General features: G+C 67.9%; 17 protein-coding genes. 4 read left to right on the plus strand and 13 right to left on the minus strand.

Translation table 11 applies throughout. From position 1 onward, the window contains the following. Nucleotides 1-47: 47 nt before the first annotated feature. The 4 genes from rny to recA all read right to left on the minus strand — a co-directional run bounded on the left by rny (nt 48) and on the right by recA (nt 7,020). A complete protein-coding gene (rny, locus tag Aph01nite_RS24535) occupies nt 48-1,676 on the minus strand; it encodes a ribonuclease Y (RefSeq protein ID WP_373872319.1) in 1,629 nt (542 codons plus the stop codon). A gap of 500 nt (nt 1,677-2,176) precedes the next feature. Then, the gene (recX, locus tag Aph01nite_RS24540; RefSeq protein WP_307836799.1) at nt 2,177-3,502 is read right to left on the minus strand and encodes a recombination regulator RecX; all 1,326 of its coding nucleotides are present in this window, start codon (nt 3,500-3,502) and stop codon (nt 2,177-2,179) included. Nucleotides 3,503-3,565: 63 nt separating this feature from the next. Continuing rightward, the gene (locus Aph01nite_RS24545) at nt 3,566-4,135 is read right to left on the minus strand and encodes an HIT family protein (RefSeq protein WP_239161931.1); all 570 of its coding nucleotides are present in this window, start codon (nt 4,133-4,135) and stop codon (nt 3,566-3,568) included. A gap of 698 nt (nt 4,136-4,833) precedes the next feature. Continuing rightward, on the minus strand, nt 4,834-7,020 hold the full coding sequence (recA, locus tag Aph01nite_RS42690) for an intein-containing recombinase RecA (RefSeq protein ID WP_204043328.1): 2,187 nt from the start codon (nt 7,018-7,020) through the stop codon (nt 4,834-4,836). A gap of 327 nt (nt 7,021-7,347) precedes the next feature. Here recA and Aph01nite_RS24555 point away from each other — a divergent pair, with 327 nt between their 5' ends. Further along, nucleotides 7,348-7,620: a hypothetical protein gene (locus tag Aph01nite_RS24555; protein WP_155350245.1), complete on the plus strand. Its 273-nt coding sequence runs from the start codon at nt 7,348-7,350 to the stop codon at nt 7,618-7,620. A gap of 23 nt (nt 7,621-7,643) precedes the next feature. On the opposite strand, the gene Aph01nite_RS24560 is transcribed toward Aph01nite_RS24555, so the two are convergent. Further along, nucleotides 7,644-7,838, minus strand: coding sequence for a DUF3046 domain-containing protein (locus Aph01nite_RS24560; protein ID WP_204043329.1), 195 nt, complete (start codon nt 7,836-7,838; stop codon nt 7,644-7,646). A 96-nt stretch (nt 7,839-7,934) separates the two neighbouring features. Between Aph01nite_RS24560 and Aph01nite_RS24565 the strand changes: the two genes are divergently transcribed. Beyond that, nucleotides 7,935-8,111, plus strand: a complete 177-nt coding sequence (locus Aph01nite_RS24565; protein WP_204043330.1) for a hypothetical protein — start codon at nt 7,935-7,937, stop codon at nt 8,109-8,111. 21 nt (nt 8,112-8,132) lie between these two features. Here Aph01nite_RS24565 and Aph01nite_RS24570 read toward each other — a convergent pair whose 3' ends face one another. Beyond that, a complete protein-coding gene (locus Aph01nite_RS24570; RefSeq protein ID WP_204043331.1) occupies nt 8,133-8,621 on the minus strand; it encodes a VOC family protein in 489 nt (162 codons plus the stop codon). 238 nt (nt 8,622-8,859) lie between these two features. Between Aph01nite_RS24570 and Aph01nite_RS41675 the strand changes: the two genes are divergently transcribed. Then, on the plus strand, nt 8,860-14,289 hold the full coding sequence (locus tag Aph01nite_RS41675) for an Lhr family helicase (protein WP_239161932.1): 5,430 nt from the start codon (nt 8,860-8,862) through the stop codon (nt 14,287-14,289). 68 nt (nt 14,290-14,357) lie between these two features. On the opposite strand, the gene Aph01nite_RS24590 is transcribed toward Aph01nite_RS41675, so the two are convergent. Both Aph01nite_RS24590 and Aph01nite_RS24595 read right to left on the minus strand, forming a co-directional pair. Next, a complete protein-coding gene (locus Aph01nite_RS24590) occupies nt 14,358-15,290 on the minus strand; it encodes a MerR family transcriptional regulator (RefSeq protein ID WP_204043332.1) in 933 nt (310 codons plus the stop codon). Between the two features lie 237 nt (nt 15,291-15,527). Next, nucleotides 15,528-16,460 (minus strand): SDR family NAD(P)-dependent oxidoreductase, encoded by a 933-nt coding sequence (locus Aph01nite_RS24595; protein WP_204043333.1) that lies wholly within the window; start codon nt 16,458-16,460, stop codon nt 15,528-15,530. An 81-nt stretch (nt 16,461-16,541) separates the two neighbouring features. On the opposite strand from Aph01nite_RS24595, the gene Aph01nite_RS24600 reads away from it, so the two are divergent. Next, nucleotides 16,542-17,117 carry an SbtR family transcriptional regulator gene (locus tag Aph01nite_RS24600; protein WP_239161933.1) on the plus strand — a complete coding sequence of 192 codons (576 nt, stop codon included), beginning with the start codon at nt 16,542-16,544 and terminating at the stop codon, nt 17,115-17,117. Between the two features lie 141 nt (nt 17,118-17,258). Here the strand turns inward: Aph01nite_RS24600 and Aph01nite_RS24605 are convergent, their stop codons facing one another. From Aph01nite_RS24605 to Aph01nite_RS24625, 5 genes are read right to left on the minus strand one after another with little or no spacing between them, the layout of a single operon-like run. Then, nucleotides 17,259-18,626, minus strand: a complete 1,368-nt coding sequence (locus Aph01nite_RS24605; RefSeq protein WP_204043334.1) for a 2-oxo acid dehydrogenase subunit E2 — start codon at nt 18,624-18,626, stop codon at nt 17,259-17,261. Further along, a complete protein-coding gene (locus tag Aph01nite_RS41680) occupies nt 18,619-19,728 on the minus strand; it encodes an alpha-ketoacid dehydrogenase subunit beta (RefSeq protein WP_239161934.1) in 1,110 nt (369 codons plus the stop codon). Before Aph01nite_RS41680 ends, Aph01nite_RS24605 begins: the two co-directional genes overlap by 8 nt. Next, nucleotides 19,719-20,636: a thiamine pyrophosphate-dependent dehydrogenase E1 component subunit alpha gene (locus tag Aph01nite_RS24615; protein ID WP_204043335.1), complete on the minus strand. Its 918-nt coding sequence runs from the start codon at nt 20,634-20,636 to the stop codon at nt 19,719-19,721. The genes Aph01nite_RS41680 and Aph01nite_RS24615 overlap by 10 nt, the downstream gene beginning before the upstream one ends. Nucleotides 20,637-20,693: 57 nt before the next feature. Beyond that, nucleotides 20,694-22,190, minus strand: coding sequence for a condensation domain-containing protein (locus Aph01nite_RS24620; RefSeq protein ID WP_204043336.1), 1,497 nt, complete (start codon nt 22,188-22,190; stop codon nt 20,694-20,696). After that, nucleotides 22,187-23,581: a class I adenylate-forming enzyme family protein gene (locus tag Aph01nite_RS24625; RefSeq protein ID WP_204043337.1), complete on the minus strand. Its 1,395-nt coding sequence runs from the start codon at nt 23,579-23,581 to the stop codon at nt 22,187-22,189. Before Aph01nite_RS24625 ends, Aph01nite_RS24620 begins: the two co-directional genes overlap by 4 nt. Nucleotides 23,582-23,699: the final 118 nt, after the last annotated feature.

Raw genomic sequence — 23,699 nt, forward strand, 5'->3', positions numbered from 1 at the left:
CGCTCCTGACGCCGGTGCGGCGAGAACCTGGCGTCTGATGAGCGCGTTCAGCGGGCGAATTCGGTGGCGCGGGACTCGCGGACGACCGTGATGCGGATCTGGCCCGGGTAGGTGAGTTCCTCTTCGACCTGCTTCGCGACGTCGCGTGCGATCACCTGGGCCTGGATGTCGTCCACGTTGTCCGGACGCACCATGACCCGGATCTCCCGGCCGGCCTGCATGGCGAACACCTTGTCGACGCCCTCGTAGGACTGGGCGATCTCCTCCAGGCGCTCCAGCCGCTTGACGTACGCCTCCAGGGATTCACGGCGGGCCCCGGGACGACTGCCGCTGATCGCGTCGGCGGCCTGGGTCAGGACGGCCTCGACGGTGCGGACCTCGACCTCGTTGTGGTGGGCCTCGATGGCGTGGACCACGTCCTCGTGCTCGCCGTACCGACGGGCGATCTCGGCGCCGATGAGGGCGTGGCTGCCCTCCACCTCGTGCGTGAGCGCCTTGCCGATGTCGTGCAGCAGGGCACAGCGCTTGACGAGATCCCGATCCAGCCGCAGCTCCGACGCCATGATCCCGGCGATGTGCGCGGACTCGATCAGATGCTTCAGCACGTTCTGCCCATACGAGGTGCGATAACGCAGCTGCCCGAGCAAGGTGACCAGTTCCGGGTGCATGTCGGTGATGCCGAGTTCGACCAGCGCATCCTCACCCGCGCGTACACAAAGATCTTGAACTTCGGCCTTGCTGCGCTCGTAAGCCTCCTCGATGCGCTGCGGGTGAATACGGCCGTCGAGCACCAGCTTCTCCAGGGTCAACCGTGCGGTCTCCCTGCGGACGGGATCGAAACACGACAACAACACCGCCTCCGGCGTGTCATCGATGATCAGATTGACCCCGGTGGTCGACTCGAACGCCCGGATGTTCCGCCCCTCACGCCCGATTATCCGCCCCTTCATCTCATCACCGGGCAGATGCAGCACACTCACCACAGACTCAGCCGTCTGCTCCGTCGCCACCCGCTGAACCGCCAGCGTCACGATCTTGCAGGCTCGCTTCTCGCCTTCCTTCCGGGCATCACTCTCGATCTCCCGGACGATCAGCGCCGCCTCCCGCTTGGCCTGGTTCTCGATCTCCTTGACCAGCTCGTTCTTGGCCTGCTCCGCCGTCAGCCCGGCGACCCGCTCCAGGATCTGCCGCCGCTTCTCCGCAACCTGATCAAGCTCAACCCGCCGATCGGCCAGCTCGGTCTCGGTCTCCGCCAGCTTCCTGGCCCGCTCGGCCTGCCGGCGCGCCTCCTCGTCGAGCCGCTGCTCCCGCTCCCCCAGGCGGTTCTCCCGCCGCTCCAGATCGGCGCGCAGCTCCTTCAGCTCGTTCTTGAGGATCCGCGACTCCTCCTCGACCTCCCGCCGCATCAACGCCGCGTTCTCCACCAGCGCCTCAGACTTGCGGACGATCTCCCCGGCGTCGCCCTCGGCCTTCACCCGGATCTCGTCGGCGTCCCGCCGCGCCTGCTCCAGCTCCTTCTCCGTCAGCTCCGCCTTGAGCTGAGCGATCTGCTCGGCGGTCGGCCCGGTCTCCTTGGGAGCGGTACGGCGCAGCAACATGACCAGGAGGGCGGCAATCGCTACGAACGCCGCCAGCAGCACCGCCACTGCCAGCACGATCACGATCGTCATATCCATTGCGCGCCCACCCCTCCTAGCGTCAGCCGGTAAAGGGGTCACAAGCACAGCACGGCAACGCCTGGTGGCGTAACACTGGCGTCACCAGGGCAGATATCGCACCCAAGAGCGGTCAGGGTCCGTATTTCACCGTTATGGCAATCCGCGCTGCGCGGAGTAACTCCTCACTGCGGTCGAGATTAAGCGTCAGAGAGGTAACGAGCAAGCAAAGACGCTCTGTCAAGCGACTTTTCCTCGATCATCTCCACAACCTGCAACCCCTGGAGCCCCAGCCCCTAACCCACAGCCCTCCCCCGAAAACCCCAACCCCTAACACCACATACACCTCACCCCAAACCTCCCCCAACCACCCCACTTCCAACCCTCCACCCCATCAACACCACACCACCCTCCATCACCCGATTAGGACACCTCGCCGACACTCAGTGACCGTCCGTAGCCGACCGAGGCAATCGTCGTAAGTCCCGGGTGGGATCAGTCGTCGCAAAGTTCCGGGTGGATCAATCGTCGTAAGCCTCGGGTGGGATCAGATCGTCAGTCTGAGGCGGGATGAAGTCGTCCTCGTCACTGTCGGGGTAAGCAAGGCTTTCCTGTTCGAGGGCTTCTCGGACGACGCGGAAGGCCAGAGCCGGCGAGTACCCCTTGCGCGCGAGCATGCCGACCAACCTGCGCGTCCTCGCCTGAGGCTCCGCGTTCCTCGTCCCAGGAAGCTTGCGCGCCACCAAACGCCGAGCGGTCTCAACCTCCTCGTCCGGATCGAGTTGCTCCACGGCGTCCTTGACCGTGTCCTCAGACACCCCACGATGACGCAACTCCTGAGCCAACGCCCGCCGGGCCAGACCCCGCCCCGCATGCCGCGAACTCACCCAGGCGGCGGCGAACGCCTCATCATCGATCAGGCCCACCTCCGAGAACCTCTCCAGCACGGCCTCGGCCACATCATCGGGAATCTCCCGCTTACGCAACGCCTCCGCCAACTGCGCCCGAGTCCGAGGCGCCATCGTCAACAGCCGCAAACAAACCGCCCGAGCCCTAGCCTCAGGCCCATCCCCCTGCCCATCTCTCCCCGAACCACGACCACCCTCACGCCCACCCGCCCCCGAGTCACGCCCACGACCACCCCTGCCCTCATCCCATCCCGAGCCCTGCGCATGACTGTCGCCGTGCCCATCCCGTCCCGAGCCCCGCGCATGACTGTCGCCGTACTCATCCCGTCCCGAGCCGTGCACATGACTGTCCCCGTACTCATCCCGTCCCGAGCCGTGCACATGACTGTCCCCGTGCTCATCCCATCCCGAGGCATGCGCACGGTCATCACCGAGCCCGTCAGATCCCAGGCCAAGACCTTCCCGATCCCCGCCCGATCCCGAGCCGCGAGCGCCCCCGCGCCCACCCCATCCCGAAGCACGCGCGCCACCATCCCCACGCCTGTTCATTCCCGAGGAACGCGCGCGGCGACCGCTGCGCTCCTGACGGCTCTCTTCGCCACTCCCGAAACGCGCACGCCCGGAACGCCTGCGCCCTTCAGCCTGACCTCTCTCGCGCGACCCGTCCCCTTCGCCGGGTTCCGGGGCCCAGCCAGGACCGGAAGACCAGTCGGCGTCAGAAAACAAACCGCTCGGAGACGACCGATCGTTCGGCTTGGCAAGCTCGGAGAACCAGTCGTCCGCGCTGTCCTCGGACTTGGCGCCCTGTCCGCCCTCATCTCCTGCGGACTGTCTGGATCGGCGACCGGAGCGCCCTCTGGCGCGCGGAACCTGTCGGCCGGATCCGTCGGCGTCTTCCCAGGCGTGGCCTCCGGCGTGAGTCTCCCCATCTGAATCCATAGTCCTGACCTACCGTTCCTCGAACCAAAGCACCTGGAGCGCGTCCCTCAACCAGCGGAACCGTCACTCGGCCAGAGCGGTCCGGAGCCGTCTGGCCAGGTTGGTCGCGTCGTTGATCGTCCACGGGATGACACCGTTCTCGGTCATCAACGCGTGATACTGCTGCTGCTCATAAGGGATATCCGGCGGCAAGGCCGCGATATGCCAGTGAAGATGCGAATTGCCCTGCTGACTGCCCAGCGATAACAGGTAGGTGCGCTCGGACGAAACAACCTGCTCCACGGCAAGCGCGACCCGACGAACAACCGACATCAACTGGAGATAGGCGTCCTCATCCAGATCACGCACCACGTGCTCGATATGCGCCTTGGGGGCGACCAAGACCTTGCCGGGCATCGTCGGATGCCGATCCAAGAAGGCGATATGCCGCGCATCCTCATACACGACCTGCTCAAGGTCATAACCAGGCTGATCATCGACGACGGCACACACGAAGCAGGTCCCAAGCTGAGCACGCCGAACATACGCATCAAGATCGAACGCTACGTTCCGCAGAGGTGCGGACCCACCGGGCCCCGACGGCCAGCCACCGAATTCAACCGGGGCCGCACCCTGTCCGCCCAGCTCGGACACACCCGACTCCGTGTTCTGAGGATCGGTCGTATCCATGAGCACTCTCCGGACCAGCTTTAGCCAATATCAATTTCAGCGTTCGAACGGGATCGACAGAACGACCACCATCCTCGCAAGATCCCCCGTCGACCCAAGCCGAACGCATGCCCCCAAGCACAGGATTCCCGAATCCAACACCCGAGCGACGACATCCGCAACACCGTAACCACAACGCAGGCCCAACAGAGACTGCGTTTGAAACCCTCAACCCCACTCCGGCGTTCGCCCGCCCGGCACCCGACGAAGCGCCGATAAAGCAACGACTGGCGCGCCCACCGCCCACCTCGGCATGCACCTGCACGAACCACACGTGCTGGCGGTCGCCCAGCACGTGTGGGCAGCAGGACCGCGCCACGCGGTCGGCGGGAACCAGCCGAAGGGAGAGTTCCCCTCCCGGTCCATCCGGCCGCAGCTGGACAGACCGCACAACGAGGCCCGACGCCTCGGCGTGCACCTGCACGAACCCACACGTGCTGGTGGTCGCCCGGCACGACGGGCAGTGGGACCGCGCCGCACGGTCGGCGGGAACCAGTTGGACCGAAGGGAGAGCCCTCCATCCGGTCCGGAAGGTTGGTGGGAACCTGCCGGACCGGATGGGAGGGTCCCCTCCGGCCCAGGAGGTCGGTGGGGACCAGCGGAGCCGGAGGGGGAGGGAGGGTCTAGACGTCGCCGGGCTTGGGGGTGGCCGACTTGGTGCGGCCGGTGGCGGCGGTCGCGGGAGCAGGAGCGGGGGCAGCGGCGGCCGGGGGCGCGTCGATGCGGGGTCCGACCCCGAGCTTCTCCTTGATCTTCTTCTCGATCTCGTTGGCGATGTCGGGGTTGTTCTTGAGGAAGTTGCGGGCGTTCTCCTTGCCCTGACCCAGCTGGTCCCCCTCGTACGTGTACCAGGCGCCCGCCTTGCGCACGAAGCCGTGCTCGACACCCATGTCGATCAGGCCGCCCTCGCGGGAGATGCCGAAGCCGTACAGAATGTCGAAGTCGGCCACGCGGAAGGGCGGGGCCATCTTGTTCTTGACGATCTTCACTCGCGTGCGGTTGCCGACCGGCTCGGTGCCGTCCTTCAGGGTCTCGATCCGGCGCACGTCAAGGCGCACCGAGGCGTAGAACTTCAGCGCCTTACCGCCCGTCGTGGTCTCGGGGCTGTTGTGCACCATGACTCCGTCGACGAAGTAGTTGTGCGTACCTTCGACCTCAAGGTCGAACTTCTTCATCGAACGCGTCCTGGGCTTGATGTGCACATCGAGGATCGCGGCCGGAACCAGCCGGTTCTCGGGCTCGGCGAACTGCGGCTCGGCCGCGAAACGGTCCTGGAAGCGGGGCAGCAGCTTGTGAGCCATCGACGGGTGTACGTAGGGGGCGACCAACTCCTGGAACTTCGCCGACGACTCGGTGCTGAACTGCAGTACCGCGATCTGGCGTGTGCCCGCGTGCCGGAGCTTGACGTCGAGCCCGTGAGTGTCGCGCAGGTAGTCCACCAGCCGATCCCGCGATCCCTCGCTCATGGCCTCGACACAGATCTCGATCCGCCCGGAACCGCCTTCAGTGCGCGTCTGGAGGCCCTTGGAGCGAACCGTGAACCCGCCATCGTCCATGTACCAGACAGCGAGGGCGAGCGGGCTGAGCGCCTTGAGGAAATCCCACGTCAGGTGCTTCTTGCCATCACCGAAGTAGACCACCTGGCGAAGCTCGTCTAGTTCGGGCAGCGGTGTGAAGTCGGCGAACACCGCACCCTTGGCGTTAGTGCTCCTGGAATGGCCGATGTTGCCCAGCAAGGCGCATTTCCAGCCGAGATACGCCTCCTGCTCGGCCCCATGGCCCATCCGGAAGCGAACGCCGGACCGCCCCCGGCGGTTGGGCGAAAGATTGCCGTCGCCCATGACCGAACCGAGGATCACCTGCCACTGCGAGTCGCTGAGCCGATGGGTTTCCGAGATCATGACACGGTCACCGGCGATGAGCTCACCGGCTTCGGCCCAGCCGCCGGGGGTGCGGACCAGGTGGTTCTCCGTGGCCGCGAACTGCGCCTTGCCATTACCACCCGACTTGGCGACGGTGAACTGCAGGAAACGCTCCGCGTTGCCGTTGTCGAACCAGTTCGCGATGCGGCGCGGCACCACCCGGTCGGTCTCCGGATCGTAGGAGAGGACTTCGACGTCCAGTCGCTGGTTGACGATCTTGCCGATCTTCTCCTGGGTACCGTCGGCAAGCGTCACCCGAGTGCCATACGAGAAGCAGCCGAACATCACGCCGATCTTCTCGCGGAGCTGGTTGATGAAGATCGCGGTGGTGCCGGTGTTGTTGAGGGCGCCGGCGACCTTGCGCAGGGCCTGGGACATCAGGCGGGCCTGGAGGCCGACGTGGCTGTCGCCCATCTCGCCCTCGATTTCGGCCTTGGGGACCAGGGCGGCCACCGAGTCGATGACGATGATGTCCACCGCGCCGGAGCGGATCAGCATGTCGGCGATCTCCAGCGCCTGCTCGCCGGTGTCCGGCTGGGAGACCAGCAGCGCGTCCACGTCGACGCCGAGCTTCTTGGCGTATTCGGGGTCGAGCGCGTGCTCCGCGTCGATGAAGGCGGCGATGCCGCCCTGGCGCTGGGCGTTGGCCACCGCGTGCAGCGCGACCGTGGTCTTACCGGAGGATTCCGGGCCGTAGACCTCGACGATCCGGCCGCGGGGGAAGCCGCCGATGCCGAGCGCGACGTCAAGCGCGATCGCTCCGGTCGGGATCACTTCGATGGGGGCACGGGCATCATCGCCGAGGCGCATGACGGAACCCTTGCCGAACTGTCGCTCGATCTGGGCGAGGGCGGTCTCAAGGGCCTTCTCGCGGTCGTTGATTGCCATTGGGGTGCCCCCTGTGAGGGTCGTGGTTTTCTCGGTCACCGGAAAGCTACGGGGTGCCGCCGACATTTTCCGGAGCCTCACAGTAGAGGCGACGTACCAAGGCGGCAGGTCAAATATAGCCGAACGACTGTTCGATCTCACCCGGAACCGGTGGATACTTTCCCCCGAGGGCCGCGTACGCACCCGGGAACGCCGCTCGCCACCCCAACCTCAGAGTCACATTCCCGGGCATTCTCTCCGAGCTGTTGCCACGTCACTGACCTGCAGCGATCCTTGAAGAAACGGGCCGTTCGCGCGGCCGAGGACTGCGAACCCCTAGGTGGCGACGTGGCGAGCACTAGCGCGTACGCCCGGCAACGCCGTACCCATCTGGAGGCGCTGGCCGAGCAGTTACCGGAGCGCGGGCTCGTGAGCCGCATGCTCGGGGGCGACGATCCCGTCCTGTGGGTCTGGCATCCGCACACGGGCAGGCAGACGATCGTCTTCGCCACGCCCGCGAAGGACGGCTGGCTCTTCCTCTGGTCGCCGGACGGGCAGGAGAGCGCGGAGGACCTCGACCTCACCGCGGACTCGGTCAAGAAACTCCTGGCCGAATCCTGAACCAGGCGGGGCCAGGGCGGGGCTCAGCGCAGGCGCGTGTCCACGTCGACGGTCTGGCACACGGCTCGCCAGACCTGCTTGGCGCCCACGCCGTCGGCCAGGGCCTGCTCCACCGTACGGCTGCCCAGGTCGGCGATGACGTAGTCACGGGCCCACGACTCCGCGTACCCCTCGCCGAAGTGGGTGTTCATCCGATCCCAGAATTCAGTGAGGCGCATGGGTTCAAGTATGGCCGGGACTGGGATAGGAAGAATCCACGACGGAACGGGCGTGACCCGGGGGACGCGCCGAAGCGCAAGCACTGGGAGGCCCCCATGCCCAAGCTCACCCCTGCGGTACGTCACGCGCGCAAGGCCAGGAAGAAGCTCCTGCGTCACCAGCTTCGCCAGGCCGTACTCGCGCAGAAGGCCGAACGCGCCGAGCGGCATGCCGCCATCGCTCCGGTCCCCCGCGAGGGCGTCCCCAGAACCCGCCGGGCCTCGCGTCGCTGAGGTTTATCCCGGTCCGTCCGGTCAGAGGACGCGGGAGCCGTACATTTCGCCGAGCGGGTCGGCGAGGAGTTCCAGGCGGGCGCCGTCGGGATCGCAGAAGTAGATCGAAGCACCGCTTTCCAGCACATGCGGTACGCCTGCCGCTTCCAGCTTGCCCCGGAGCCGTTCCCAGCTGACGGGATCGACGGAGATCGCGATGTGGTGCAGCCCGCCGAGCACTTCCTGGTACGGCCCGAGGTCCAGGCCGGGGAAGTCGAAGAAGGCGAGCAGGTTGCCGTTCCCGATGTCGAAGAAGAAGTGGTTGGAGCCCTTGTAGTCCCGGTTCTCGAAGATCTCGGTCAGCGGGAACTCCAGGAGGCCCTGGTAGAATTCGATGGTACGTTCGACGTTGGAGGAGAGCAGGGCGAAGTGGTGGAGGCCCCGGGCGCTGCTCGGCGGTCGCCGCTCTTTGAGGTAGCGGTCGCGGATTTCTTCACGCGTTGACTCGATGGCCGCGTAGTCAATGTCCATAGTTCAGGTGATTGTCCCCCAAAAGGGGCGATCAATCCGTCACGACAGCCACAATCTCCTCCTTACGCGGAGTCTGTGCCCGCTCCTGTGATCGCACGTCGCAAGCCGTGCCGGGAGGAGGGTGAATCGGCGATGCGTTGATATATGGGCACGGATCGGTGCCGCAGGATTCTGTCGGTGCGGGGATGCATGATGGGTGGCAGACCGAGACCGGCATCGTGGCGGGTTAGGGGGAACGATGAGCGGTGGCGCGTTGGCGCGCTTCGACCCGGTGACCAGGGAATGGTTCACCGGAGCGTTCGCTGTGCCCACCGCCGCTCAGGAGGGCGCCTGGACCTCGATCGCGCGTGGTGACAACACCCTGGTCGTGGCTCCCACCGGCTCCGGTAAGACCCTGGCGGCCTTTCTCTGGTCCCTCGATCGGCTCGCCGCCGAACAGATGTCCCCCGTGGCTCTGGACACGCCCCCCAAGAAGGACGCGTCCAAGCGTGGGGGCAAGCCCAAACGGCTCTGCCGGGTTCTCTATGTGTCGCCGCTGAAAGCGCTGGCGGTCGACGTCGAACGGAACCTGCGGGCGCCGCTGACCGGTATCAAGCAGACGGCCCGACGACTCGGGCTGCCGGTGCCGGATATATCCGTCGCGATCCGGTCCGGGGACACCTCGGCCGAGGACCGGCGTCGTTTCGCCGCGAACCCGGCCGACATTCTGATCACCACTCCGGAGTCGCTGTTCCTGATCCTGACCTCGCAGGCCCGGGAAGCCCTGCGAGGCGTCGACACGGTGATCATCGACGAGGTGCACGCGGTGGCGCCGACCAAGCGGGGCGCCCACCTGGCGCTCAGCCTGGAGCGTCTCGACGCCCTGCTCCCCCGGCCCGCGCAGCGGATCGGCCTCTCGGCGACGGTCCGCCCGGTCAGCGAGGTGGCCGCCTTCCTCGGCGGCTCCCGTCCCGCCACGATCGTGCAGCCGCCCTCCGACAAGGTCATCGACATCGATGTGATCGTCCCCGTCGAAGACATGACCGAAGTCTCCGGCATGCCCCCGGAGGGCCACGGCGAACCTCCGCAGCGCAGTATCTGGCCCCACGTCGAAGAGCACCTCCTCGACCTCATCGAGTCCCACCACTCCACGATCATCTTCGCCAACTCCCGCCGCCTCTCCGAACGCCTCTGCACCCGCCTCAACGAACTCGCCTGGCAACGCCGGACCGCCCCTGCCTCCCTGACCGCAGAAGCGGACGATCCAGACTTGGCGGGCTCTTGGAACATCGCCGATGGCTCGAACACGACACGGAGTTCGGCGGCAGGAGGCGAGACCGGTGGTCGACGGGCGGCTGAGGGCCTGGAAGCGTCTGATGACCCAGACGTGCCCGGCGGCTTCGGTGGCGAGAGCGCGGCAGACGGTGAGGCCGGGCAGGAGCCGGTGCATTGGTCGACGGGGTTCGCGGAGTTGCTGGGACGTGGGCGGGAGGAAGCAGGGCGGCCGAAAGGAGCCAGCGGGGAACCTGAGGGGTCTTCGGAGATGCCGTCGAACCCTCCAGAGGGTTCGACGGCACAGTCGCGGTCATCAGAGGGCTCGGGGGCGCAACCGCAGTCGTCCGAGGGCTCGGGGATGCTGTCGGATTCTTCGGGAAGACCGGCGGGGTCCTCGCGGACGCCGGCGGAGATGATGGCGATGGCGGGGGCGTCCAAGGGGGCCGTGCCCGAGGTGGTGCGGGCGCACCATGGGTCGGTCTCCAAGGAGGAGCGGTCGCAGATCGAGGAGGCGCTGAAGTCCGGGCGTCTCCCGGCGGTGGTGGCGACGTCGAGCCTTGAGCTGGGGATCGACATGGGGGCCGTCGATCTGGTGGCCTGTGTGGCCGCGCCGCCGAGTGTGGCCAGCGGCCTGCAGCGGATCGGCCGGGCCGGTCACCAGGTGGGAGCCGTGTCGCGCGGGGTGATCTTCCCGAAGTATCGGGGGGATCTGGTGCAGACGGCGGTGGTGGCCGAGCGTATGAAGAGCGGCCAGATCGAGGAGATGCGGTATCCGCGCAATCCACTCGACGTGCTGGCCCAGCAGATCGTGGCGATGACCGCCGTGGACGAGTGGACCGTCGACGAGCTCGAAGAGCTGGTGAAACGCGCCGCGCCCTACGCGACCCTGCCGCGGTCGGCGCTGGAGGCGACGCTGGACATGCTGGCCGGCCGCTACCCGAGCGAGGAGTTCGCCGAGCTGCGACCCCGGCTCGTGTGGGACCGGGTGACGGGCACCCTCCAGGCCCGTCCGGGAGCGCAGCGCCTGGCGGTCACCAACGGAGGGACGATCCCCGACCGCGGGCTCTTCGGCGTGTTCCTCGTCGGCGAGAAGTCCAGCCGGGTCGGCGAACTCGACGAGGAGATGGTGTACGAGTCCCGCGCGGGCGACGTCTTCGTCCTGGGCGCGACCTCCTGGCGGATCGAGGAGATCACGGCCGATCGCGTGCTGGTCTCGCCCGCCCCCGGGCAGCCGGGGAAGCTGCCGTTCTGGCATGGCGACGCGCTCGGCCGCCCCGCGGAACTGGGCCGCGCGATCGGCGCCTTCGTCCGGGAGCTGTCGGCGGGCGGCACACCTGCCGACGAGCGCGTACGGGCTGCCGGGCTGGACGCGTTCGCCAGCGCGAACCTGCTGGCGTATCTGAAGGAGCAGCGGGACGCCACCGGCTACGTGCCCGACGATCGCACCCTGCTGGTCGAACGGTTCCACGACGAGCTGGGCGACTGGCGGGTGGTGATCCACTCGCCGTACGGAGCGCGGGTGCACGCGCCATGGGCACTTGCCTTGGGCCGGCGGCTGCGCGAGCGGTACGGGATGGACGTGCAGGCCGTGCACTCCGACGACGGCATCGTCCTGCGGGTGCCGGACACGCTCGACGACGCGCCCTCCGACCTGGCCGCGTTCGACGCGGACGAGATCGAGCAGATCGTGGTGGAGGAACTGGGCGGGTCCGCGTTGTTCGCGTCCCGGTTCCGGGAGTGCGCCGGGCGGGCGCTGCTGCTGCCGCGCCGCATGCCGGGCAAACGGAGCCCGCTGTGGCAGCAGCGGCAGCGGGCGGCGCAACTGCTCGGCGCGGCCAGTAAGTATGCGAGTTTCCCGGTCGTACTGGAGACCATGCGCGAATGCCTGCAGGACGTGTTCGACGTCCCCGGGCTGGTTCAACTGATGCGCGACATCGCCGCGCGCCGGGTCAGAGTGGTCGAGGTCGAGACCGGCCAGGCATCCCCGTTCGCCGCGTCGCTGCTCTTCAACTACGTCGGCGCGTTCATGTACGAAGGGGACGCGCCACTAGCCGAACGACGTGCGCAGGCTTTGGCGCTGGACACGTCGTTGCTCGCCGAACTGCTCGGCCAGGCGGATCTGCGCGAGCTGCTCGACCCCGACGTGATCGCGGAGGCTGAGCGCGAGCTGGCGCGGCTGGATCGCCCGCTCCGGGACGTGGAGGATCTCGCCGACCTGCTCCGCTCGCACGGTCCGCTGCTGACCGAGGACGTGTCGATCCGGGAAGGCGACCCGGCCTGGCTGGTCGATCTGGAACGGACTCGCCGGGCGATCCGCGTCCGGGTGGCAGGCCAGGAACAGTGGGCGGCGATCGAGGACGCCTGGCGACTCAGGGACGCCCTGGGCGCGCCGCTTCCTGTCGGTGTGCCACTGGAGTTCCTGGATCCGCCCGACACATCCGTCCGTGGGGAACGATCGTCAGGGCCCGACCCCATAGGCGATCTCGTCGCCCGGCACGCCTGCACCCGCGGTCCCTTCGACGCCGGTACGGCCGCCGCCCGCTTCGGCGTCGGCATCGCCGTGATCAACGACGCCCTCCGCCGGCTGGCCGCGTCAGGACGGGTGGTGACCGGCGAGTTCCGCCCCGGCGGACGCGGCGAGGAATGGTGCGACTCCGGCGTACTCCGCCTCCTCCGGCGCCGATCGCTGGCCCGCCTCCGCAAGGAGGTGGAGCCGGTCCCGCCCGAGGTCCTGGCGGCGTTCCTGCCGCAATGGCATGGGATCAGTGCCCAACTGTTCGACGCCTCGGATGGCCGGGACGCCGGTCGGGGCTCAGCACCCCCATATGGGCCGGAAGGCCGTGGAGCCCTTCCAGGCCGAAGCCCCGCGGATGTCTATGGGTCAGAAGATCGAAGCGGCCGGGGACTCGCGGATGCGTACGGGCCGGGAAGTCAAGGCAGTCGGGGGCCCACGGACACGTACGGGCCGGGCAGTCGAGGTGGCCGAGGTCCGGCGGATGCGTACGGGCCGGGAAGTCAAGGCAGTCGGGGGCCCACGGACACGTATGGGCCGGGGAGTCGAGGCGGCCGAGGGCCGGCGGATGCGTACGGGCAGGAGGGGCGGGGGCTCTTCCAGGGGGGCCGGGGGTCGATGCAGGCGATGGACGCCCTGGTTCACGCCATCGAGCGGCTGCAAGGGGCGGCGGTTCCGGGTTCGGCGCTGGAGACGCTGGTGTTGCCGGGGCGGGTTCCGGGTTATTCGCCTGCGCTGCTGGATGAGCTGACGGCGTCGGGTGAGGTGATCTGGGCCGGGCAGGGGTCGTTGCCCGGCGGGGACGGGTGGGTCTCGCTGTATTTCGCGGACACCGCGCCGTTGCTGCTGCCGGAGCCTGCGGAGATCAGCATGACGCCGCTGCATGACCTCGTGCTGGACGTGCTCGGGGGCGGTGGGGCGCTGTTCTTCCGCGATCTGTCCAATCGGGTGACGTCTGGCCTGGGAACGGTGCCGGATGACCAGACGCTGGCGGCGGCGTTGTGGGACCTGGTCTGGTCGGGACGGGTGACCGGGGACACGCTCGCGCCGCTGCGGGCGACGTTGGGGACGGGGAGGCCCGCGCATCGGCCGGCGACCACGCGGCGACGGCGGGCGGTGCTGCCGACGCGTACGGGGCCGCCGACGGTCGGCGGGCGGTGGTGGTTGTTGCCGGAACCCGCCCGGGACGGGACCCAGCGGGCGCATGCCCAGGCCGAAGTGCTGCTGGAACGTCACGGTGTGCTGACCAGGGGCGGGGTCACCTCCGAACGGCTACCGGGCGGGTTCTCCGCCGTGTATCAGGTGCTCCGGGCGTTCGAGGAGAGCGGCCGATGCCGACGCGGCTACTTCGTCGAAGGTCTGGGCGGGGCGCAGTTCGCCAGCCCGGGCGCGGTCGATCGAATGCGGTCCATGGCTCCGTCGGGTCCGCCCGAAGCCGAGGCCGTGAATGCGGGTGCGGGTCTGTCGCGTGGGGCGTCGCCGCTTGACGCGTTGTGGCAGGCCGGCGTTCAGGCACACGGCTCTGGGCGAGCGCCCCGGCGGACGGTGGTGCTGGCTGCCGCTGATCCGGCCAATCCTTACGGAGCGGCGCTGCCTTGGCCGGATCGGGCGGAGGATGTCACGCATCGTCCCGGGCGCAAGGCGGGGGCGCTGGTGGTCATGGTGGATGGGCGGCTTGTCCTTTATGTGGAGCGTGGGGGCAAGACGTTGCTCTCGTTCGGGGCCGAGGAGGATCTCCGTCCTGCGGTGACCGCGCTGGCAACCGCCGTACGGGAAGGGGCGTTGGGCAAGCTGACCGTGGAACGCGCGGACGGCACGGCCATCACGTCATCGCCGCTGGCCGCCGCCCTGGAAGCGGCAGGGTTCCATCCCACGCCTCGAGGGTTGCGCATCCGCGGATAAGCGACTGGACCTCTCTCGCCAGAAGCTCTCGCACAGATCACGGCGAGAAACGGCGGCCTCGGGTGCTCTTATGCCGGTATGCGGGCGCGTAGGGCCGTGGTGAACCAGGTCAGAGAGGGTGCCAGGGTTTCTGGGGGTGGCCAGTTGTTGATCACTGCGAGGAGCTGGAGGTAGCGCTCTCTGCGGGGGTCGTTGGCGGTTTCCAGGGTGGTTAGGAGGAGGCGTTGGAGGTTCTGGTCGTCGGGTTGGTTGTAGATGTGGGCGTATTGGGATGTCACTGCGGCGACGATCGGGTCGGCTTCGGGTGATGTCGGGGCGATGCCGGTAGTCAAAGCTGGGGTGACCTGGTCGCGGACGATGGCGGCGGCGTGGCGGCGGAGGCGTGTGCTGTCGCCCTGGGCGCGTTCGGCCGTGTGGTGTTCCGCGAGGCGGCGCATGGTGGCGCGAAAATCGGCGTCCTGGGACAGTTCGGCCAGTTCCAGCCATGCCTCGACCTGCTCGGGTTCGGGGTTGTCGGGGAGTTCGGGGGTCAGCGAGTGCCTGATCCCCGCGAGTTCGTCGTTCAGGCCGTCGAAGGCGGTGTCGAGGAAGTCGCCGATCAGGCGTCGGCGTTCGTCCTCGGAGAGTTTGGCCAGTTTGTGCATGAGATCCGTCTCCTCGGGGGTGGAGCCGCGCTTGGCCACCGCTGTCAGCACCGCGCGCCGCAAGCGCAGCGTCCGGATCTGCGCCTCAAGTGCCTCCGCGTGCGCCGCGGCGACCTCGGGAAGCGAGATCTCCCGGTTCACGACCTTCCGGATCGTGGGAAGGTCCAGCCCCAGGTCGCGCAGTGTTCGTACGAGATCCAGGCGGGCGACGGCGTCGATGTCGTAGCGGCGGTAGCCGGCGGGACTGCGGTCGGTCGGCGGCACGATGCCCTCGTCGGAGTAGAACCGGATGGCCTTGACCGTCAGCCCGGTCCGCCGGGCCAGATCACCGATCGAGTAGAGCGTGTCGCCGTCCATGCCCCCACCTTCGCGTCTCCCCTTACCGGAGACTCAAGCCCGCGCCCCATTGTGCGCACCGCAGTCGACGCCCATGCTCCGCCCGAGAGCGCCACTTAGAACGCCGCGCCGGTGCGGTGAGCAGCTCCACCTGCGTTAACGGCGTCGGATAACGGCGAGAGGCGGTTGTCTTGGATCATTCTGTTGGGTGCTTTAGACCAGAATGACCCGAGGCGCCGGAGCACCGGTCTAGCGGGTTCATACGGGAAAGGTGACGCCGGTCAGTTCCTCCGAGGCGGACCACAGGCGGCGCTGGGCGGCCAGGTCGTGGGAGCGCGCGCTCGATTTCACCACCTTCGGGTAACCCCGGCTCTCGGCGAGCCCGTGCGGGCCGTAGTACTGGCCGCCCTGGACGGCGGGATCCGTCGCGGCGCGCAGCGTGGGCAGCGCCCCCATCTCGGCCGGTTGGATCAGCAGCGGCCGGACCACGGCGAACGCCGCCCGGAAGAGCGGGGACTGGCGTGACACCGACGCCCTGGACCCGCCGGTGTCGGACCCTCCGGGATGTGCGGCGACGGCCATGGTCCCATTCCTGCCGGAAAGCCTGCGCTGGAGTTCGTAGGTGAACATCAGGTTGGCCAGTTTGGACCGTCCGTACGCGGCGGTGCGGTTGTAGTCGCCGCGGGACCAGTCGAGGTCGTGGAAGTCGAGGTCACCGCTCTGCCGGTGAGCCGCGCTGCTGACGGTGACCACGCGGGAGCCGGGAACGTCCGCCATCAGGTCGAGCAGCAGCCCGGTGAAGGCGAAATGTCCCAGGTGGTTGGTGCCGAACTGCAGCTCGAATCCGTCCTCGGTGAGCTGGCGCGGGACGTACATCACACCGGCGTTGTTGATCAGTAGATCGATCCGGCTGTGGGCGGCGCGTAGTTCGCCGGCCGCGGCCCGGATCGAGGTGAGCGAGGCGAGGTCGAGGCGTTGCACCCTGACGTCCGCACCGGGGACGTCGGCGGTGATCCGGTCCGCGGCCTGTTTGCCTCTGTCTGCGTCCCGTATGGCCAGCACCACCGACGCCCCGCGCGCGGCGAGCACCTTGGCGGTCTCGAACCCGACTCCGGTGTTGGCGCCGGTGATCACGGCGACTCTGCCCTTCTGGCCGGGTACGTCGGCGGCGCTCCAGCGTGATCGGGTCATGGCTCCTCCAGATAGAATCGGGGCGTGCGTTCCGGTTAGTACCATAACGGAACGCTCGCCCCGTTTAGTCCAGGAGGCCCGTTGACCGACAGACCCCGGCCGCTGCGCGCCGACGCCGCCCGCAACCGGGCACGCGTCCTGCAGGTCGCCTACGAGACCTTCGCCGCGGAGGGCGCCGCGGTCCCCATCGACGAGATCGCCCGCCGGGCGGGCGTCGGCGCCGGCACCGTGTACCGGCACTTTCCGACCAAGGAGTCCCTGTTCCAGGCGATCGTGGCCGACCGCCTGCACCAGGTCGTCGAGCGGGCCCGCGCCCTGGCCGCCGCCGACCCCGGCGAAGGGCTGTACGCGTTCCTGTTCCTGCTGGCCGAGCAGGGCGCGACCGATCTGGGGCTGACGGAGGCGTTCGCCGGGACCGGGTTCGACCTGACGGAGGCGCTTCCCGAGGCCGAGCGGGAGTTCATGGGCACCGTGGCCGAGATCCTCGCCCAGGCCCAGCAGGCGGGGACCGTACGCCCGGATGTGGACGCGGCCGACATCAAGACCCTGATGGTCGGCCTGCAGGCGATGCATCGCTTCCGGGGGGACAGCGAGCACATGCGCCGCGTCTATCCGCTGATCCGAGCCGCTCTGGCGGTGCAGAAAGCCGAGGGGTAGATCAGGCCCGTACGAGACCGTCGAGCAGGGTCTCGACCGCCTTCGCCTGGATTTCGGGGCTGCCCGTGGTCAGGGTCATGCGGACGAACACGGCGATGTCCTGAACGGTGATGCCGGGACGCGGCCGGCCGGCGCCTCGGGTCAGTCTGGTAGGCGCTCCAATTCGGCGATGGTGTTCTTGAGGGCGCGGAGAAAGAGAGCGGCTTCGCGGCCGTTGATCAGGCGGTGGTCGTAGGCGAGGCCAATGTTGGCGACCTTCTTGGTGGTCAGGGTTCCGTCGTTCAGGGTGAGGACGGGCTGAGGAGTTGTGATGGCGAGGGCGCAGGCGTGGCCGGGAAAGATGAACGGGATCGCCAGGGAGACGTCCGCGTCGTGGTGGAGGGTGACGGCGATGTTGGCGTCGGCGAGGTCGGATTCGCGGAAGTCACCGGTCGTCGAAGCCAGGCGGTATTCCATCAGCCGGGTGGCGACGTCCTTGAGCGAACGAGACGCCGCATCGTGAATCACCGGCACGTAGAGACCTTCGCCGGTGTCGACCGTGACCCCGACATTCGGACTTCTGGCCAGTCGCGCTGTTCTGTCGTCCGTGAGCGTGGCGAAGAACATCGGAAACTCGTCATGAAGCCGGGCCACCGCCAGAACGAACAGCTCCGCCAACCCGACAGGACGACGAACCTCCCGGGTCATCCGGGCCGCGACCTCAAGCGTGCCGTCCATATCCATCGCCATCACGGTGTACGCCGCCGGAATAGTCGCATGCGACACCTGTACGGCTCTCGCCACCGCCCGCTGCACCCTCGGCAGCTCATACGTGGCTGCGGACGCTCTCTCCACCAGACGTTCGACGTCAGCACGTCTGATCACACTCAGCCCCAGCGAGTTCACCCGCTCGGCGGGAATCCCCAGTTCATCAAGGAGCGCCTGCGCCGGAGCAGTGATCAGCGGCGAGCGCCCGCCCGCAGCGACAGGCGAGGCAACTCCGCCGCGAGCGTTCGGGCCAGTCACAGCGGCCGCAGCATCTCCAGTCGCGGCGTAACGAGTGGAGGAACCCGAAGCAGCAGTTTGCGCAGAGTCAGGCGGCCGAGGCTCAGCAGGAGTTGTGGTGTTCAAGGCGGCGGGTGTTCCGGAAGAAGTCGTGCCTGGGGGCCGGCCATGGGCGTCCGCCTTGCTCAGGGAGTTCGTCGCCCCGGGCGGTTCGTAAGACGTCGGAACATGCGCCAGCGGTTCATTCGAAGCCCGCTCGGCGTCCAAGGGAATGGAAAGCTCGGGCGGTTCGGGTGATGTGGTGAGGTGGGCCAGTCGTTGGCCTGGGGCGCAGTCGGCGTTGAGGGGGATGGACTGCCAGAGGTAGCCGTCGGATTCCGCGGCTATCTCCTCGGCGGCTTTGGAGGTTTCGATTACCGCGATCGGGTCGCCGGACTTCACGGGGGTACCGTTTTCGACGATCCACTCGACCAGGATGTAGGTCGCGTCGTTGTTGTTGAGTTTGGGGACTCTGAGTTCAATCATGGAGGGCCTCCAGGATGGCGGCGTAGATGGTGGACTCCTGGAGGAGAACTCGTTGTTCCAGGTGGGCGGCGGTGGGGATGACACTGTCGGCGGAATGCACCAGGGCGACCGGGCGGGAAAGGTTCTTCCACATGTGCTGGTGGATTCGGTGCGCTACCTCGGCTCCCCATGTCCCGCCGGCGGTGCTCTCCTCGGCGATGACGATGGCTTTCGCGTTCCGGAGCGTGGACAACAGGGGTTCGACGTCGAACGGGTAGAGGCGAGAGGGAACGAGCAGACAGCAGGTCACCTCACGCTCGACGAACATGCGCCGCATCGCCGCCAGAGCCCGATCCGCGACCCCGCCAGGCGCGATGATCACACAGTCGGACTCGGCGGGATCGTCGATAAAGACCCGAACGACTTCGTCACGAACGACCCCAACGTCACGGAAGCCTCGAACGCCGTAACCGTCAGATTTGTCACACTCGCCACCGCCCACGTTTTCATCGCCAGAAATGGCGTCACCGCTCGACAGGCCGTCGCCACCGGACAAGGCGTCGCGGCTGAACAGGGGATCGAGGTCGTGCATGCGGCGCGTGTACAGCACCTTGTCCTCGAAGAAGACGCACGGCTGCGCGGAGGCGAGCATCGACGCCAGGACCGTGCGGTTGTCGTGCAGCGCCGACATCTCGTACACCGCAAGGCCGGGTACGCCGATGAAGTGCTTCTGGAGGCTCTGGCTGTGGGTGGGGCCGTAGCCGCGTCCGCCGCCGGTGGGACAGCGGACGATGAGGCGCATCGGCACGCGGGAGCCGTACATGGAGACGGATTTGGCGGCGAAGTTGGTGATCTGGTCGAAGGCGAGGGCGACGAAATCGCTGAACATGATCTCGACGATGGCGGTGTCGCCGCAGAGGGCGAGTCCGGCGGCGAGGCCGGACAGGCCGGATTCGCTGATGGGGGTGCCGAGGACGCGGTCGGGGAACCTCGTGGACAGGCCGCGGGTGACCTTGAAGGCGCCGCCGTAGGGGTCGAGGACGTCTTCGCCGATCACGTACGCCTTCGGGTCGCGTTCGAGCAGGTCGCCCAGGGCGGCGTTGAGGTTCTCCCCTACCCGCACGGGGACCACCGGGAGAGCGGACGGGCGGCGACATCGCGGACGATTCCCGCGACTCGGGCGCGGGCTGCCTCGTCGGCGGTGGCGAAGACGAGCGGGTCGGGCTCGGCGGTGCGGTACCAGTCGGGCAGGGCGCGGACCTGGTCGGGCGGGCGGGTGTCGTCGCCCTTGCTGTGCGGGCCGAGGCGGTGGGTGACGAATTCGACCACGAGGGGGTGCGAGTCGGTGCGTACCGACTGGAGGAGGGGGGTGAGGTCGGCGCGGATGTCGGTGAGGTCGAGGGAGGTGACGCCGTGGTGGCGGATGCCGAAGCCGTGGGCGCGGTCGCGGATCGTGCCGGCGAGCTGGCGGGTGGTCGGGGTGGATTGGGCGATCCCGTTGTTCTCGACGATCACCAGGAGGGGAAGCCGCCACAGCGCGGCCATGTTGAGCGCCTCGTAGACCGAACCTTCGCCCCACGTGCCGTCGCCGATGTAGACGCAGGCCAGCGCGCCGGAGCCGCGTAAGTGCAGGGCCGCGCCCGCCGCGACGGGAAGGCTCTCTCCCTGTACGCCGGTGGAAAGATACCGATCGCGAAGAATGTGCTGGCTGCCCCCGACACCCGCGCAGACGGCGCCCTCCCGGCCCATGATCTCGGCGAGGAGCCCTTCCGGATCCTCATATCGGGCGAGATAGTGCCCGTGGCCGCGATGGTTGCTGAACACGTAGTCGTCGGCCTGGAGCAGCGGCGCGAGAGCGACGGGCACGTACTCCTGGCCGAGGCAGGTGTGCGTGGTCCCGTTCAGCTCGCCGCGCGCGAACAGGTCGAGCAGGGCCAGCTCGAAATGCCGGATCAGCAGGAGCAGATCCAGGTCATGCCGGGCGATACCCGCTTTCGGCGTCGAATCAGTGCACAGGTCGGTAGCCGTCATGAACCGCCGGCCTCCATTCCTAGATCGACCTCGATCGTCGCCAGCCGGAAGGCACGGTCACGTCGTGCTGACCGCTGGTTCGGAGTCGCGGACGGCGGTGACGACGCCGGCGATGGTCGGGGTGTCGAAGAAGACGTCGAGGGACACCTCGATGCCGAGGCGTTTGCGCATGCGGGCGATGATCTGGGTGATCGTCAGGGAGTGCCCGCCCAGGTCGAACAGGTCCTCGTCGTCGCCGATCTCGTCGATGCCGAGCACTTCCTGCCAGATCTCGCGGATGGCGTCGGCGAGGTCGGGCGTGGCGTCGTTTTCACTCCGGAGGTCAAGAGACACAGAGCTATCCGGATTTTTCATGATGGTGAGAAGGTCCTCCGCTATTCGAGCGACTTCCGGGATCTCGTCGGGCGAGCCGGAATCTGAGCCGTATTGCATGGTCACGAAGAGGCCGTCCGGGGTGTCGACGGCCTGGAAGTGCAGCAGGCTGCGGACTGCGTGATTGAAGACCGCCCAGTCCACGCGGGTCCGCAGACCGGCGAAGCCGGGTTCCTCCCGCCGTTTCCGGTAACTCACCGATACGGGAGCGAGCGCCGTTCGCGGCCGAAGTCCCCGTACGGCACGGGCGACGGGCACCGCGCGGAACCGATAGATCTCCCGCAACTCCCCCCGAAGCCAGCGCGCCAGATCGACGACGGACATGTCCGGAGACGGCCGCGAAGCCACGGGAAGCTCGTTGACGAACAACCCGATGTTGTCCCGTACCGCTTGAGTACGCGTGGACACATCCACCGCGCACACCGGCTCCACGTTCCCGTACGAGTACAGCAACGCCTGCACACAAGCCAGAAACAACTCGAATCGCGAAATATCCGAAATGTCGGGTAGTTCGGCGCGGAACGTGTACGCCCGGCCGAAGGCCGCTCCACGCCTCGGCGCGCCCGTCCCGACCTCGGGCAGCCCAGAACGCTGCTCGGGAAGTCCCCGGACGATCACGTCCCCCGGCTCGCGCCACCGCGACCGCCAGAATTCCCGCGCCGCGCCCAGCTCGTCACCCACCCGAACCCGCTCATCGGCCGCGAACCCCGCGTACGGCATCGTCAGCCGCGGCAACGTCCGCCCGTCATAGAAGGCCGCCAGATCCCGGACGAACACATCCTTCGACTCTCCGTCGAACACCAGATGGTGGGCCACGAAGACCAGGACGTGCCGCTCCGGCGCGAGCCGTACGAGGGTGAAGCGCGCCAGCGGCCCTCGCTCCACATCGAACGGACGAAGCGTCTCCTCCAGCACAAGAGCATCCAGATCATCAGATGTCGTGACACGGATCTCCGGATGCGTGCCCCACACCTCCACCGGCAGGCCGTCGTCGTCCTCGACGATCGCGCTGGACAGCACCGGATGCCGCCGGATCACCGCCTGACACGCCTGAATGAGCGCACACGCGTCCAGCGCCCCATCCATCCTGATCAGGACGGGCATGTGATACGCCGACCCCGCCCGCCCCATCCGCTCGGTGATCCACATCCCCACCTGCGCGAATGACGCCTCCGCACTCATGCCAGCGCCCGCAGCGCACGTTTGTCCACTTTGCCGCCCCGGTTGCGCGGCAGCGCCTCCACCGTCAGCAGCCGCGCGGGAATCTCGTGCCCGGCCAGGCGCTCCCCCAGGAAGGCCCGCATCTCCTCCGGCGCGACCGAGTCCCGCACCACCAGCGCCGCCACCACGGACGTGCCCAGAACGGCATGCGGCACCCCGAAAGCGGCGGCCTCCTTCACCAGCGGATGCGCGTGCAGCGCCTCCTCGATCTTCAAAGTCGAGATCTTGTACGCCCCCGACTTGACCACGTCGCTCTCCCGGTCGACCAGGTAGAGGTATCCCTCCTCGTCGAGGTAGCCGAGATCCCCCATGCGTACCCATCCGTCCCGGAACACCGGGGACGCGGGGTCGCCGAGGTACGCGCGGGGCGCGGCCGGGGACCGCATCCACACCTCGCCGGTCTCGCCCGCCGGGACCGGTGCGCCGTCCGCCGAGGTGACCCGCACGCCTCCCCCGGCGGCCGGCCGCCCCACCGAACCGGGCCGCTCCGGATCGAACAGCATGATCGTCTGAGCGGGCGCCGCTTCGGTGGAGGTGTAGTAGTTCGTGATCATCGCCTTCGGGAACAGCCCGGTGAGCTCGGACGCGACCGCCGACGGCAGTGGTGCGGCGGCCGATCCGAGCAGCAGCACGCTCTCCATCGGCTCGACCCCGGCATTGATCAGCTCGATCGCCATCGCCGGAACCAGGAACACCGACCCCGCCCGATATTTCCGGATCAATCCGGCGAAGCGTCCGGGCGTGAAGCGGGGGGACGTCACCACGGCGGGATGGGCCGACAGGGCGTTGACCAGCATCATCTGGCCCGCGTTGGTTCCGATCGGGAAGGCGTGGACGAGGTGTTTGGAGTGGCGGAACGGCTGGTGGCGGGGCTCGGGCCGTACTCCGTAGGCGAGGTTGGCGTGGGTGGCGGTGACGCCTTTGGCGGTGCCGGTCGTGCCCGAGGTGTAGAGGATCTGGGCGGGATCGCCAGGCCGAGAGATCACCGGCGGAGGGGTCGTGTCCGTACCGGACGCCCATTCTTCGCCGGGGCGCAGGATGGCCGCCATCGAGCAGTGCACGGCCAGTTGTCCGACCTCTGCGTCCGGGAGGCGGTCCGACAGCGGCACCGCGACCGCCCCGGCGCGGAGCACGCCCATGAAGGCCACCGCGTAGTCGATCCACCCCGAGGCGGGAAATATCAGCCCGATCCGGTCGGCGGGCGCGATCCCCTGGCCGACCAGCTTGTTCGCGACCGCGTTCGCCCTCGCGTCCCAGTCCCGGTACGCCAGCTCTCCGACGCCGTCCACGATCATGGCGACGCCGTCGGGATCGGCGGCGGCCCGTGCCGCCAGCAGCTCCGGAAGCGTCATCAAAGGATCCTTAATGATCGGATGAATGTCTTCAAACCCACGTAGAGGATGTTCCCCTGAACACCCTTATTGAAAACAATCTTTCCAGTTAGCGACGCGGCCAGTGTTGCATGTGGCA

The sequence above is a fragment of the Acrocarpospora phusangensis genome (assembly GCF_016862995.1).
GTDB lineage: Bacteria > Actinomycetota > Actinomycetes > Streptosporangiales > Streptosporangiaceae > Acrocarpospora > Acrocarpospora phusangensis.